Genomic DNA, 14,761 nt, shown 5'->3' with positions numbered 1-14,761 from the left:
GAGGTTTCCTAATGAAAAACTATTCTGTTGTTGATCCATTCATGCGCGCGCTATTTGCAGGCAAAACAGCCGATAACGCAGATACAGCCATACTGGAAAGCGCCAAAGATTCTGGTTGTTTTGAAAGTGGCGATAACGCCATCCTGGAAAGTGCCAAGAATGGAACCGATGGCGCGGATATCGAAGCCGCAATGATGGAAGCGGTGGAATCCCGTGCACAAAGTGACATCCGCAGTCTGGCAGCTTCAATGCTGGCGAGCTGGGTAGAAGATGGCGACCCTGAAGCGGATTCATTTGATGCGCTGGCAATCACAATGGCTGGCCTGGCCGACATTGACGAAGACACAGAACTGACCGACGAACAGGTTGACGCATATAACGACGCACTCGCGGCGTTGGCTAACGCGGCTGTGGCCCTGGGCGCTGATCAGGACGACGTCACCGAGATGATCGATGACGAAGATGACGCGGCAGCAGAACGCGTATTTGACGCACTGTCAGAAAGCGATAGCGAAATGATGGAAGAAGCCATTGCAATTTACACCGTTGCTGGTGGCAATACAGCAATGCTCGAAGCTGTAAGCAAAAAAGTCGTCCGTGATGGCAAGGTTACTATCATCCGCAAACGCCCGCGCCCGCGTCGCATGACGTCCTTACAAAAGCAGGCGCTGAAAAAAGCGCGCCTTAAGGCGCATACGTCGATAGCTAACACTCGCCGCCGGAAGTCTATCCGCATTCGCAAAAAACGCGGCCTGTAATTATGTAAGCCACCTGTAATGGTGGCCTGTTTGGGAGAAATAGCAGTGATTTGCGGCGCGATCATGGCAGACGGCATAAGCCCGCTAATGAAAGCCTACATCAAGTCAAGCGAGGATATGGTAGTCGGATATATCGGCGAAGGTTCCTCTGCCGAACTATCGTCTCTGTGGCAGTCGCCATTTGAAGATAAAGCGATGGGCAGCATGTTAGGCGCTATTAGCGAGGCGGCATCATCTCTTGCAGGCATCGTGCAGACATCATCAGGGTACACGAGTAAAAGCCGGTTCAACTCCACCCTCGTGTGGGAAGGGCAACAACCGCCGGAATTTACCCTTGTCCTGGATTTTTTAGCTACATCCAGCGCAAAAATTGAGGTGAATGACGCCATCACGACGTTGCTGAAAATGGCATCTCCAGAACTAAACGACATTACGCCTTTTGGTCGAGTCCCGGAGGCCGTAACGATAAATATCGGCAGGAACGTGATGTTAACGAACGTTGTGATCAAAAGCGTCAGCTATCAGCTTGACGCCCCGCGCACATCGGAAGGCTATTTCACCCACAACACGGTCACTCTGCAATGCAGTGGTAACACATCTATTAACCGCAGCAATATCTCATCTGTTTTTGTTTAGGAGTAATTATGGCCGGTTTTTCAAACACAAAAGCCGATCTCGCCTTCCTGAAAGCCAGATTCAACAAGAACCTGGCAGCAGGCGAAAAATTAATTGGCACTGAATATTGGATGACCATTAAGGGATACGAAAATCTGTCAGTGCTGATCCGCACCGCGCAGTTACCGGAAATGACGCGTGAAGACGTAGAAGATTACGCTCCAGGCGGTATGAAGTTCAACCAACACGGCCCACTGCGTAACTCAGGTGAATTTCAGGTTACCTGTGCGGAGACGATTGAAGGTGTTGTACTCGCTGCCGTCAAAGAGATGGTTTATGAGAAGAAATATCTGGATATCTCTTTCCAGGCTGCCGCTGAATCTAACAGCGGTGACAGCAAAGGTCTGTCACGCACTTACTCACACTGCAAAGTGTATTCCGATGCCGTTGATTTCTCGTCAGAAGATGTAACGGCGGTTGTCAGACCGACCCTGCGTATTGTGTACAACTGGGTTGAGTAATACCGATCCCGCTCAAAAGAGCGGGATTATCCCCCTCCGTCCGGAGTATTTATGACACCTTCTGAACTATTAGAAAGCGTTAAAGCGCGATTCAATCCTCTTCTTGTACGGGAGGAAGAGACACTGAAAGCATTCCTGCTCAAAGCGTTGACTACTTACCAGGACAGAGCGGGAGTAGTTAAGGCGTTAAAGCTGGAGAAAGCAGACGGCACGGCGATCCCTGTTCCGGATGATTATCTGTCTCTGGTCCACGTCACTGACCACAACGGGCTTCTGGTTTACGCCGACGAGATTGCCGGTTTTGTCGAACTTGAGCTTACCGGTTCTGAACGCTGGCCTTTCAAGATGCAATACCTTGTAAATCTCCGCGATCGCAACCTGGATGAGTGGCAAGTGCCACCTGCTATTATCGGAATGCTTGAGGAATATCTTGAAGCACTTATCAATGTCCGCAACGTTGCCCGGCAGCGAAGGGCGTCGATTGATGGCAAGTTTGATTACTCCGATCTTCCTGATGAGGCGACGCTCTACGCGCGTGTTCAGGAGATAGAAGAAAAAATGGCAGCCAACCGGGCCATTATCCCTGGTGCTACCATTTTTTAACACGGAGGGCTACGTGAGTATTTTTAGTGCTACAACGCAAACGCTAGCCAGTGCGGTATCGTTTAGCGCGAAATCGTTCACCAGCAACCTTATCAGCGACATTCTGGATAGAGCGTTGTCTGGCAGTGGCGTTAGCGGGAGCTACGGCAATGACATCGCTTACGGAAAGAACGTAGTTGCTACGGCTATGCGTATCCGCTATGCCCAGGGCTGGCAGTGGACGGTAGACGTAGACGGATTAAACGGCTTTGATATGTTCGTTAAGGACATCACTTACAGTAGCGGGAATATTGAAACAGAAAGCAAAATCATTGGTAGCGTCGAGTTCAATAAGCCAACGCACGTAACCGCCGGACCGGTAACAATGACGGTCAGAGACACAGAAGACGGCAAAATAATGAATTGGTTCAAGGAGCGCCGCGCCCGTGTAACCAATAGCGATGGTACGCTAAACCTGCCGCCAGATTATCTCATGAATATCAGGCTATACCGCGTTACACAGGAAGGCGGGAAAGAGCTGGAAGAGGAAATGCGTGTATTTCCGACTCAGATAGGAGAGATCAGCCGCTCACGTGATCAGGTGTCCGAATTCTTGTCCTATCCGATCACGTTCCAGCGATACACATCTGCTGGTTCCGGCCTGTCCGCATTAGTCAATGGAGCTGCTGGTTTAGCAACAAGCGCACTTAAAAGCGCCGCCAGCAACGTGATCAAGTTTTGAAATGCAATATTAAAGTGCGAGAAGGAGAGGAAAGGACAAACTTGAGGGCAATTTTTACACCAGCTATTTACACCAGTGATGGCATTTTTTACACATTCCTTATTAATCAATAAATTACTAATAATGTTAGCCGTTAAAGATCCAACCAACTCACTAATGGTGTAAGAATTGCCCTCAATCTCTCATCTTTAAGGGCAAATCCTACACCTACAGAGAGGTGTAGAAATTGCCCTTAAGACTGCTGATGGAGAAATGTTGACTATAGGCGAAATGGCTTACAACTAATGTTGACTGTACTCGATCCCGATCACAAAACATTGACTACACGCGACAAGAAATGAGAAAAGATTGACTATAAGCGACAAATACTCAATGAAATAGCTGGTTTATCCATTGATCATGTGAAAAAGCTAATAACTAAATCCGCCAGCGTCAATGTTTGTCGCGTATAGTCAACGCTTAGAATCGCACACAGTCAATGTTATGGATTTCGTTTATGGATCTGGAAACCTATTTTCCGACCATTCTTTATCTCTGAAAATTTAAGATATTCAACAGCTTCTAAGTCTTTCATGGCTTTACGAATCACACTGTTCTGAACGCTAACCGAGGACTTGAGGTTCAATCTGGCGCGAAGGCGCTCAATACTCACTGGCGCAGGGTTTGAAGGTAACGCTTCGAAAAACGTATAAAGCACCTTGGCTGTCTCTTTCCTGCCAAGTTTATCGAGCATTTTGAGCTTCAATATTCGCTTATAGTCAACGTAGTACAACTCAGACAACTGCTTCTGCGGTTGGATTCTTATAATGTCATTTTCAGTATCAAGTTCACTAAATGCCAATAAATTCATCTGGATATAACGAACATGTTCTTTGCTGGTGGGCAAGTTGAACTTCAGCAACGTCTGCTGAATACGCGTTAGAGAGTCGCCAATGCTCTTGCGAAAAGCCTTGGACAGCCGCTTCCTTGGATAACCGCAACGATCCACAAATTCAGAGAATGTCAGGGTGATCACACCATCATTGTCTGGTTTATAGTCAAACAATGCAGATGTAATGCCTATCCACACCTTAAAATCAGTATCCATATCCAGGCGTGGCCCATGAATCTCAATACCCTGATACCCTTCCTGCTCTACAATCTTCAGGCTGGACAGTTCTTCTGTCGCATCAGTTGAGTTAGTTAAACCGGCGTTCTTGCGACGTAAAGCAACACTGGTAGATTTCAATGTGGGAACAAACACCCCAAGCCGCAACAAAGCTATCGGCTGAATAGTACTATTATTGTTAGGCTTTAAGCTGTGGATTTCTCCGGTATTCCCTGATATTTCCTCAACGTTCAGAAAGCCTTTTTTGTCATCTACCATCCTGTTATTTCCTTGATTGACGGGGCTTTATAGCCAAATGAAAGATACTTATCCACAGCCGTCTGACGGCTGAGAGAATTATCGCATACAGTCAATGTTTATATCGCATATAGTCAACATTAAATCGCGTACAGTCAACATTAAATCGCACATAGTCAACATTAAATCGCACATAGTCAATGTTGATCGCCATTTAGGCCAGTGATGGCGCGGCTCGCAGCGATCCGGGATCTTCTTTGGATCTTACTGGTTCTCTTTGGGATCTATTTATTGGATCTACCCTGTGGATAAATAGGTTAAAGTCAAAATCACACACTCCCTATCCTCCAGCCAAACGAGTACCGACTTTTCTGGAGGAATCCTTGAACATTCCCAAATTCCCATTGCCTTCACAGCCTGAAATAGAAATTCAGTTTCATGCACCTACTGTGAAAGATGCCCTGAAATATTCAGACATCAATCCGGCAGAAGACGAGGCAACCACAACAGAATACCTCAATGCCATGCAAGACGGTGAAATTAACGACAGCTCAAACTGGACAGTTCAGGATCGCAGAACCGCACTTTGGTGGATCTTTGTCAATTCCAGACCTGATGCCGTAATGACTTACTCATACGAGTGTGGTCACTGTGGAAGCGTTCATCACGCAGATATTAACCTTTCCGACCTTGCCGAAACGGTAGAAATCCTGACTGTCCCGCCGTTTATTAAAACTATGGTCCCAATAAACGGAGTACCAACCGAGTGGACGCTTAAACCACTAACAGGGAAAGGTGCTGAATTGCTTGAGCGTATGCGCGCCACTCTGCCTGATATGAAAACTCCAGAGTACAGTGCTGAGGTTGCTCGTCTCCGCATAGCTGAGTTGGCCTTGTGTACATCTCTGAACGACGATCCAGAAGACTTCACACAAGCTGCAAACAGACGATTCGATATCATTGAAAACATGGCACTGGAAACAGAGTTTACCCCTCTGGTAGCTCGCATTCAGCTCATGCAGAAAGACCTTCGCCACGGCTTAAAAATGGCTATTGAACGAGGCACAAGCCGCCTGATCCTACCGCCACAACGTTGCAAAAACGCTAAGGAGGGTGCAGACGTGACTACCACGCTGTACGCCCCATTTCTCAATAGAGAGTTTATCCCATCAATTAGATCTGAATGGATGGCTAACCATTATCAATAACCTGACGTTATACGGCTACCAGCCAGTTAGTGACGTTGAACAATTACCGCAGTGGCGGGCACTCCATATGGAAAAAGCACTGGAAGAGAAATACAAAGCCCACGCCAAAAAAACAGGGTGATCACCGCCGATGTAAGTGAGGTTATTTTGAACGATAAAAAAGACCGAATAGCGATAATCGACGCAATACAAACGGCAAACGCGAAAGAGCTAGCTGCGCTTTCAGAAATAAAAAAAGCACTTGAGTCTTACGGACACAATCCTGATACCAGCGACGCACCACAAGGACGCGTAAGTCGTCGCCTGGCCCGAACAGGGAAAGCAGGGGCGCAACGCAACAGTTTCACACAGGGGCCGTATAAAGACCGGCTCCCTGCCAAGAAACAGAGATTACGTATAAACAACACTAGCGAGATAGATAATCCGCAAAAAGCAGCAGATCACCGCACCGCTCATTCGGAATCAAAAACAGCACCGCTGGCTGAAGGCAAAGCCACGAAGTCATCACCTGAGCGCATTCAGTCGCTCACTTCTGACATTCAGCCTGCAAGGCAAGAACAACCAGTTAGAGAAAACCAGAGCATCGCTGGTGCACCGTTACGGGATAGCAACGGACGATTTGCCTCTCGGAAAAAAAACGAGGATCTCGCACGCCAGAATGAGCTACGCGCACAGGCAAAACTACAGGTTGGGTTCCTGCGAAAACTCGGTTCCATTATGGGGGTTGATGGTTCAGGGAAAGCTGACGATGGAGCTGTAACCGATGCTGCCGGGGTAGGGGCTGGTGGTCCACTATGGATGGCAGCACGGGGCGTATTTGATATCAGCCGCGAGATTACTGGTAAGGCTAAATCACTGAAAGAATGGATAGATAATGGCAACGACAAGGCGGCTGGCGCACCGGTGGTCGCAAAAGCCCCCGCCATTACTTACCCGGCACCTGACAATGAAAGGAAGACTCCAGATAACGCGCCCGGTTCAGCAAAGGCATTTACTGAAGCCGTTAAAGAAAAATCTGTGCGTGCGATCGAAGAACAAACGAAAGTTCTTCAACGCAACGACAGCCAGATAATTGATGAGCTGGAAACTGTATCCGAAGAGATCCGGAAGCTACGAAAGTCGCAGGAGAGTGGGCTAAAACTGAGCGACCTCCTCGGCGGTGGCAGATTACGTACCAAAATATCCCCTACACGCGGTCGTAGCAGTGCACGTGGTGGCAACACGGGCCGCACTGGAGACAGTAAAGAAAACAAGGGCAAGAAGGGAAAAAACACCAGCAAACCTACTGAGACGGGCAGGAGTCAGGAAGGCAAAGAGGGGAAAAAAAATCAGCCAGGCAAAAACAACAGTGCGGGCGAGGAAAAAAATCGGACAAAAAAAGCTGGTGGGAACGAGGGTAGTACCTCACCAAAATCATCGGGTGATAAATCTTCAGTTAAAACCAGAGCAGGTAAGGTCACTGAAGAAAGCGTAGCCAAAACGGCGGCTGGTGGAGCGGCAGGGAAAGACGCTGGTAAAGCGGCAACTTCCGCTGGGGAAAGCCTTACCAGGAAAGAGGCGGGTAAGGTTGCCGTTGCCACTGGTGAAAACATCGCGAAAAAAGAAGCTGGAAAAGTGGCTCTCAAAGCTGCCGGAGGTGTTGCCGCAAGGGCCGGATTCAGGGCGATTCCAGTCATCGGCCAGGTGGCTATGGTTGGTTATGATGCCGTAGACGGCTACAGCGACACAGAAGCGCAGAGGGCGACTTATAACCTGAAGGAAGGGCAGGACGTTACAACACAGCAAAAGAGCGCCTACGCCGCTGCTAACGTCCTGGATATGGGCGGTCTGGTGACGGGAGCGGCTAACCTCATTGGCGAGGGGATGTCCGCGCTAGGCTTTGAAGGTGTCGGACAAAAACTTCAGAGTCTTGATACCAGCAATATCGCTCGCGGCATAAATAGTTCTATCGACGCGTCGAAGAACGCATTCAGCAGCCTAAAAGAATCGTTCTCATCAAGCAGCGAAGGCACTGCGCAGGTTAAGAAAGCCGTTGAAGATGGCACCAAGCAAACGGTAGCCGCAATTAATGATCTGGCCCGACAGCTACAGGGCGGGCGCAGAGGTGAGGATGGCGTGGGTGAACACGGCTACAAATCGCCAGACGAATTTAAAGCGCCTGAAAAAAATACAATAACGGCTGATCTGAATATAGGCGGAAGCAACGCCAAGAACAGGAATTACCGGAATAACAACCTGGGGAACCTGGTTTTTGCAAATCAGGAGGGGGCGGTACTGGAAGCGCCGAACGCGAAAGGCGAACAGCGTTTTGCGCGGTTTAATACGCCCGAAGAAGGGATTCGGGCATTGGCAAACCAGGTATCGAGTTATTACAACGGTACAAGTGCTGCCGCCGGGTATCAGAAGCTGCAAACAGTATCCAGCATCATTTCAAAATGGGCACCACCAACAGAGAACAACACCAATCAGTACATTGAAAACGTCAGCAAATATCTAGGGGTGTCCCCCAACGATAAAATAGACGTTAGCAACCCTGAAGTTATGACGCACCTTGTTCGCGCTATTGCGACGAAGGAGGGGGGTAACCCGGCGGTTAACAACAATTTCATCAAAACAGCTCTTGGTTCATTCAACGCTAAAACTGGGCGTTGGGAAGGGCAATTCAATGATGAAACGCTGGAACACATTAATAAAATCCAGAAGGAAAAGGGCGGTCCTCTAATCGCTCGCAACTCCCAATATAGTGTCGGTAGCAAAGTCAAATACGCCAACGGCTCATCTTCTGCTATTCCTGCGTCAAGCGTAGCCCAGGCTGTAATGCCTAGCCCTACTGACGTGGTTCAACACGCACAGGCAGCTAAAAAACCGAAGGCAGCTCAACAGGAAAATGCCCAAGCGATCAGCCACGCGAAAGCTAGTGGCAATTCTTCCGCCGCAGCCGGATTGACGGAGCGGTTAATGAGTGCAGCCGGTGTTGGGGGCGTCATCGCCGGGATAGTTGGGGGAGATCCGAATATGGGGCTAAATCTCGGCCCTGTCAGTTCTCCGGAAGAGATGTCCTCGTTAGCAGCAAAAGCCAAGCAATTGGATAAGTTCCTTGTTGAAAAAACATCCAGAGCAACGGGCAAAAACTTTAGTTTCCAGAAGGCGGAACAGATCGCCGATATCACTACGGCTATACAGCAAAAGCGCAAAGTTAACCGCGATACAGAAACCATTGACCTGCTTCCGGAGAGTCCGGCAACCATCAGCGAGAAGCGTGCCACATCGACACCGGCGGGTGTGCAGATTTACGACAACGGCTACAAGGTGGTTGAAGGTGAGGACAGGGGCTTCTTTGGCTCGCTATTTGATTCAACTGTGTCAGGGCTTAACCAGGTAGGCTCCGCCGTCCTCCCCGCCGTTGGAGATAACCTCTCGCGACTTGTGGGCGGTATTGATAGCACCGGAATGTTAAATGACTTTGTATTGCAGTCCTCTGGACAGAATACCGATGTTGCTCGCGCTATTAGTCCGTTAACAAGGAGTGTTGGCGGTTGGCTGAATGGTGGCATACAGAAAACGGCGGATACGATCAGGGACACGACTGGCGCAATCAATCAAAGCCTGTTTGCTTCGGGCGTGGCTGCTAAAGAACCGTTCCTTGCAATGCCTCCTCAGCTACCAACCGTCACGGACCTCGCACGAAGCGGAATAAGGCAGATGCTAACAACAGATACCGCAAATAACGATCCGGCTATGTTGAAAGCACTGGAGAACGTTTATTCCGTTCTTAAAGAGATTCTTGGCGTAAGCAAAGACAACCGCAAAGGCGATCAGGACAAAGTTGTGAACACATCACAACCACAACCTCGTCAGCGTGCCAGCACGACTATCAATGACCCATCTCTTGACAAATTACTGGAGGATTAAGACCGATGCTTTATGAGATTGATGCCCGCCTTCAGACAAACGAGAGCGGGGTGGTGATCGCTGAAGGCGACACAAACGCCTGGATAGCCCGACTCGATGAATGGCTACGGACACCAAATGGCAGCGTTTACGGATTGCCGTCATGGGGGAATCCGATGGAGGAGTTCAAACACGAACCCTTCGGTTCTGATACGTCACACATTGTTGAAGTGGCAATTGAAGCGCGAATGATGACAAAGCTACAGCAGGACTTGCCAGGACTTGGACTCCAGGCGATCCGCTGCTCGGCTGTCTCGGAAGACCAGTTACTAATTAGCTTCCAGGCAAAAGGAGGCACTGTGAATGTTGTTATGCAGAAAGATAGCGGAGATACAGCGTGAGTATTACCGAATTACTGGACAAGTTTAATGCCAAGCTGAACGAAAACCCCTGGTGGGCGCGATTTGTAAACAGCCAGTTTATTCAAATGCAGTCCGTTTTGGGCGCGCAGATTGTTTATATTGCGCGTACATTTGCAAGCCGTGCACTTACAGAAGGATTCATTTCCACCGCGACGCGTAGAGCAAGTATTCTCGCGGCAGCGGAAGACCGTGGCTATGTCGGTCGTTTGGTCGATGCGTCATACGGCACTGTTTCCATCACCAACAAAACCGACAGGGATATTACGCTACCCGGCGGGGCTGAATTACTGACAAGTGACCAGACACCAATTGCAACCAGCAGTAGTGTTGTTATCCCTGCTGGTAAAAAAGTATCCGGCATAGAAGTAAAACAGCATGAAGCAGTCAGCGTAACGTTCGACGTGGTGCAAGAAACACCATTCCTGACGCTGTTACTATCCCGTGAGTTAACAGCAGAAGTCGCCAGCCTGGAAGTTGTCGTGATAACTAATGGTGTCGAGGAAAAATGGACACATAACCCCCTGTTCCGCATGTCCAGGGATAACAGTAAACATTATGTGTTGGTTTATAAGCCGACAGAACAGATCGGCGTGCGCTTCGGTGATGGATCAATGGGGATGATGCCAGCGGCAGGGAGTCAGGTACGCATTGATATTATGGCAAGCCTCGGTGATTACACGCTGGCTGAAGGCCAGAAACTTGAACCAGCAGGGAACATCTCCGGGTATGTCGAATCACTGGAAGTAAAAACCGATTCGATCATTTCTGGCGGTGGTGGCATGGAAACTACCGAGGAAACCCGAAACAGGGCGCAGTATTATGTGGCCTACGATGAGCAGGTTGTTTGGGGCGGTGATTACCGCCAGTTCATTCAGAACGTGGTCAGTGGCACGTCATGGCTTAACGTGTGGGGGGAGGCGCTACAGGAGAAAATAACGGGCTTTGATGTGCGTAATATCAACAAAATTTTCTTTTGTGGGCATAAGCCCGGCGTAACACAGGAAGCTCTGAAAACAGAGATATTATCAGCCCTTGAGAGTATCCCTAATGAGCTGAATAAGAAGTTTGAATACGTCGCCACCAATGAACAGCCGTTCAACATCAAATTTACCGGTATCGTAAAAAAGAGTGTGCTGGTGGATGACGCGCTAACTGCAATTAAAGCGGCACTGGAGGAGAACTTCGGTAAAGACTCCATGTCATTTAGCCAGCTATTGCAGAGTGATGACGACTCACAGCAATGTTATGCACAGGTCAAAGTGAAAGATATCTGGCGAGTAATCGAATCGCTGGATATGTTCCTGTCTTATGACGTGGCTACGCAGAACATGAAAGAAGCTGTGTACTTTAATGATTTTGTTTTTCTGGACGTGAAATCATCAACGTTCAGCATAACTTATCCGTAAGAGGTCACAATGCAGAATAACTGGCTAAAAGAGCGTCTGACGCAATTTAAACAGGATTCTAAATTGTGGGCCGCCTTTGTTGATACGATTCAGGACGTGTGGAATGAATCGGTTGAACCTATTCTCACGCGAATAAGCAACCGTAAATCGTTTTTCACAATGGCAAGCGAGGATATGGACACTCGCATTGCTGAATATGGTCGTTTCTTTGTTATCACAGAAACGGACAAAACACGCAGGCCAATGCTATTAGCTCAACGACTGGATGAGGTGCACTTCAAAGGAACAGTAAGGCCGATAGAGCAAACGTTCTGGCGTGAATTTGGCACAATCCCCGTCTCATGGGAACCTTTGTATGCGCCTGTCGATACAGAAAAACATCCCTATGGTTCATTCTTCGCGACCGCAAATGAAATACCGACCGCTCAGGCACAATATGGTGAGTTTTTCCTGACATCCAGAGGGCTGGTTGTCGTCAACCAAAATAAGCTGTATCGAGCTTATGATAGCGATGACAGAGACGTTGCTGTACAGAAGCTACTTGCTGATTTTGATACGGTTATAGCGCCGCTATTGCCATTGCATATCGTGTTTGATGGTGTTTCTTTCCAGTTGAGCGCAACATTGCCGGAAATGGCGGAGATCCTGAATTGCTTATCTGCGGAAGTGTCCTTTATTGAGGGGGTGTACACGACGCAAGAGATGGTCGATGAACTATCTATTAGCGATACGATCATTCAATTAGACGGCATCCAGTTCGCAGGAAGGCCAGGCCGGACGACGGAAAGAGTGCTTCATCTCGATGAACTCCCGCTCGACGCCTGGGCGCTGGATTATAATTTTGCACCTTAGCAAACCAGGCCCCGCCAACCTGGGTGGGGCCATTTCTCAAAACAAAAGACCACCAGAAATCACAAACTGAACATACTGCCCTTCGATTTATTGCTTGTTAAAGGGGCTATGTTCTTATGGCTGAAACTTTAAAATCTCAAAGCGATTCAAGTATTTACAAGGCGCAACTCCTTTCTTACTACTACTCTCGCCGTGCAGAGTCTGCAATCGGCAGAGGTGAGCGTTTTGTTATGACAAAGGCTTATTGGTGCAAGTCCGAGCTTGTGACGGTAAATAGTGCTGGTGGCTGGACTATTTCTGATATTCCGCTCGACTTCAAGTTAAGTGATGCACAGCATTTTGCTGAATCCAATCTCATTCTTTCCAGCCTCGATGGTGTCATTACGATTAATGCCGCTTTTCCACAAGAAACGATGCCGGACGATACACCTTACGATTTCAATACGCTGGTTCTCGTAGATGCAGAGGATCAGGCTTTTGGGGTTGTTTGTACTCAACAGGACACCTTATTCAAAGGTAAGCGATACAGCTTGCTCATGACCATTGAACAGGTCGAGGGATAATTATGTGCGCAGATAAAGTAAAGAACATTGTCACCTTATCTTCGGACATTTCCGCGCCACTAATTGCAGACATGCAATACTTTGAGCTGTATAGCACCGAAGCTCTAAACAGGAAGATGAAAAATATCGTTCTCCCCGGTGTGTACTGTGGGTTTGAACCGATGCCAGGGGATGGCCTGTTTGTGCGGATTACATCCGAGAAAACAGAGGGAAGAGGGGCGGCTTCAATTGATGTGGGTAAATGTCAGATATCCGTGCAGCAAGTCAGTGATGTTCTTGTTCCTGTAGAAGCTGGTGTAACGACAATCATCGTTCTTGAAGCTAATTACGAACATGGAGTGAAAACCAGCCAGGTAGATAGTTCATCGGATATTAGCGCAGCGAGAATTATTGCTCTCGTTGATGAGGAAATAGCATCTAACCAGATTGAGCTATGCCGCGTGATCGTGCCTGACAATGCTCAAGCCGTTACCGCAGATATGATTAGCACTAAATATCGCGCTAATCGTGCTGTTGGTGTTGAGTTCTCCAGTGCTTTGGATAGTGACGAAGAATATAAAGCCGCAACGCCTCTTGCTATCAGCACGTTAAACAAACTAAAAGCTCCGGTTGATAGCCCGGAGTTTATTGGTATACCTAAATCTCCAACTCCGGAACAAGGTACAAACAGTACACAAATCGCAAACACTGCCTTTGTTCAGGCCGCAATAACCGCCCTTATTGATGGTTCTCCTTCTGCGTTGGATACGCTGAAAAAAATTGCAGATGCAATTAACAATGATCCTCAGTTTAGCCAGACGATTAATGCTGCTTTAGCTCTTAAAGCACCGTTATTAAGCCCGGCATTTACAGGGGTGCCAACAGCGCCTACAGCGTCACAAGGTACGAACAACACTCAGATTGCAACAACCGCTTATGTTCGTGCCGCTATTTCTGCATTGGTCGGCTCATCACCAGAAGCTCTTGATACTCTTAATGAGCTTGCTGCGGCGCTGGGCAATGACCCGAACTTTGCGACTACAATGACAAATGCCCTTGCAGGTAAGCAGCCTCTCGACGCAACCTTAACCGCGCTCGCTGGCCTGGCGACGGGTGCAAATAAATTACCGTACTTTACCGGAACAGACACTGTAGCCCAGACTGATTTAACGTCAGTCGGTCGCGATATTCTGGCTAAAACAAGCACTCTGGCTGTTATCCAATACCTTGGTTTAAGAGAACTCGGAACCAGCGGAGAAAAGATCCCCCTGTTGAGCACAGCTAATACCTGGAGTGCACGCCAGACTTTCAGCGCGGGGATCACTGGTACGCTGACCGGGAACGCCGATACTGCGACGAAATTAAAAACAGCCAGAAAGATTAACGGTGTGGCATTTGATGGGTCGGCAGATATTACTCTGACCCCTGAAGATCTTGGCTTAACGGATATTGCTTCTCAAGCAGGTAACGCAGTTCAGCGTTCTGGCGACACAATGGGGGGGCAGCTAAAAATTGGCACAATAAATGCCCTTCGAATATTTAACCAGGCCTTTGGCCTTATCTTCAGGAGATCCGAGGAATATCTTCATCTTATTCCGACAAATGAAGGGGAGGGTGAAAATGGTGACATCGGGCCATTAAGACCATTTTCTATAAACTTAAGAACTGGGTTGGTGTCCATCGGTAACGGCGTAAAAGTTGGCGGTGGTATTACTGGTAATTTGACGGGAAACGCAGATACTGCCACAAAGCTCAAGACAGCTCGAACGATCGGCGGAGTATCATTTGATGGCAGCGCCAATATCGACCTGCCAGGCGTGAATAAAACAGGTAATCAGAGCACTACCGGCAATGCTGCAACCGCAACGAAACTTCAG

12 protein-coding genes and 1 pseudogene are annotated in these 14,761 nt (G+C 48.4%); 12 read left to right on the top strand and 1 reads right to left on the bottom strand.

What is annotated here, in order from left to right; genetic code table 11:
* The first annotated feature begins 11 nt into the window (after nt 1-11).
* The 5 genes from A1SC_RS11905 (at nt 12) to A1SC_RS11925 (ending at nt 3,218) form a co-directional block, all read left to right on the top strand.
* Entirely contained in the window at nt 12-758 is a 747-nt protein-coding gene (locus tag A1SC_RS11905; RefSeq protein WP_016262362.1) for a hypothetical protein, read from the top strand.
* Nucleotides 759-821: 63 nt separating this feature from the next.
* On the top strand, nt 822-1,394 hold the full coding sequence (locus A1SC_RS11910; protein WP_032141425.1) for a hypothetical protein: 573 nt from the start codon (nt 822-824) through the stop codon (nt 1,392-1,394).
* A gap of 8 nt (nt 1,395-1,402) precedes the next feature.
* On the top strand, nt 1,403-1,894 hold the full coding sequence (locus A1SC_RS11915) for a hypothetical protein (protein WP_016262360.1): 492 nt from the start codon (nt 1,403-1,405) through the stop codon (nt 1,892-1,894).
* Between the two features lie 51 nt (nt 1,895-1,945).
* Entirely contained in the window at nt 1,946-2,497 is a 552-nt protein-coding gene (locus A1SC_RS11920) for a hypothetical protein (RefSeq protein WP_016262359.1), read from the top strand.
* 13 nt (nt 2,498-2,510) lie between these two features.
* Nucleotides 2,511-3,218: a hypothetical protein gene (locus tag A1SC_RS11925; protein WP_016262358.1), complete on the top strand. Its 708-nt coding sequence runs from the start codon at nt 2,511-2,513 to the stop codon at nt 3,216-3,218.
* Between the two features lie 481 nt (nt 3,219-3,699).
* Here A1SC_RS11925 and A1SC_RS11930 read toward each other — a convergent pair whose 3' ends face one another.
* Complete coding sequence (locus A1SC_RS11930; RefSeq protein ID WP_016262357.1) at nt 3,700-4,584, bottom strand: RepB family plasmid replication initiator protein; 885 nt, start codon at nt 4,582-4,584, stop codon at nt 3,700-3,702.
* Between the two features lie 362 nt (nt 4,585-4,946).
* Here A1SC_RS11930 and A1SC_RS11935 point away from each other — a divergent pair, with 362 nt between their 5' ends.
* From A1SC_RS11935 to A1SC_RS24630, 7 genes and pseudogenes are all read left to right on the top strand, one after another.
* A complete protein-coding gene (locus A1SC_RS11935; RefSeq protein WP_016262356.1) occupies nt 4,947-5,771 on the top strand; it encodes a hypothetical protein in 825 nt (274 codons plus the stop codon).
* A gap of 117 nt (nt 5,772-5,888) precedes the next feature.
* Nucleotides 5,889-9,683: a transglycosylase gene (locus tag A1SC_RS11940; RefSeq protein WP_262353648.1), complete on the top strand. Its 3,795-nt coding sequence runs from the start codon at nt 5,889-5,891 to the stop codon at nt 9,681-9,683.
* A 5-nt stretch (nt 9,684-9,688) separates the two neighbouring features.
* Nucleotides 9,689-10,063 carry a hypothetical protein gene (locus tag A1SC_RS11945; RefSeq protein ID WP_016262354.1) on the top strand — a complete coding sequence of 125 codons (375 nt, stop codon included), beginning with the start codon at nt 9,689-9,691 and terminating at the stop codon, nt 10,061-10,063.
* On the top strand, nt 10,060-11,490 hold the full coding sequence (locus A1SC_RS11950) for a baseplate J/gp47 family protein (RefSeq protein WP_016262353.1): 1,431 nt from the start codon (nt 10,060-10,062) through the stop codon (nt 11,488-11,490). The genes A1SC_RS11945 and A1SC_RS11950 overlap by 4 nt, the downstream gene beginning before the upstream one ends.
* Before the next feature lie 9 nt (nt 11,491-11,499).
* Entirely contained in the window at nt 11,500-12,342 is an 843-nt protein-coding gene (locus A1SC_RS11955) for a hypothetical protein (protein ID WP_016262352.1), read from the top strand.
* A gap of 116 nt (nt 12,343-12,458) precedes the next feature.
* Nucleotides 12,459-12,905 carry a hypothetical protein gene (locus A1SC_RS25865; protein ID WP_016262351.1) on the top strand — a complete coding sequence of 149 codons (447 nt, stop codon included), beginning with the start codon at nt 12,459-12,461 and terminating at the stop codon, nt 12,903-12,905.
* A 2-nt stretch (nt 12,906-12,907) separates the two neighbouring features.
* Nucleotides 12,908-14,761: pseudogene (locus A1SC_RS24630) on the top strand (phage tail protein); the annotation flags it as partial.

The organism is Escherichia sp. KTE52 (genome assembly GCF_000408325.1).
Classification (GTDB): Bacteria; Pseudomonadota; Gammaproteobacteria; order Enterobacterales; family Enterobacteriaceae; genus Escherichia; species Escherichia marmotae.
This window is presented reverse-complemented; position numbering and strand designations above follow the sequence as displayed.

Coding starts and splice junctions, on each gene's coding strand:
- A1SC_RS11905 (WP_016262362.1), top strand. CDS start 12: ATGAAAAACTATTCTGTTGTTGATCCATTCATGCGCGCGCTATTTGCA.
- A1SC_RS11910 (WP_032141425.1), top strand. CDS start 822: ATGGCAGACGGCATAAGCCCGCTAATGAAAGCCTACATCAAGTCAAGC.
- A1SC_RS11915 (WP_016262360.1), top strand. CDS start 1,403: ATGGCCGGTTTTTCAAACACAAAAGCCGATCTCGCCTTCCTGAAAGCC.
- A1SC_RS11920 (WP_016262359.1), top strand. CDS start 1,946: ATGACACCTTCTGAACTATTAGAAAGCGTTAAAGCGCGATTCAATCCT.
- A1SC_RS11930 (WP_016262357.1), bottom strand. CDS start 4,584: ATGGTAGATGACAAAAAAGGCTTTCTGAACGTTGAGGAAATATCAGGG.
- A1SC_RS11945 (WP_016262354.1), top strand. CDS start 9,689: ATGCTTTATGAGATTGATGCCCGCCTTCAGACAAACGAGAGCGGGGTG.
- A1SC_RS11955 (WP_016262352.1), top strand. CDS start 11,500: ATGCAGAATAACTGGCTAAAAGAGCGTCTGACGCAATTTAAACAGGAT.
- A1SC_RS25865 (WP_016262351.1), top strand. CDS start 12,459: ATGGCTGAAACTTTAAAATCTCAAAGCGATTCAAGTATTTACAAGGCG.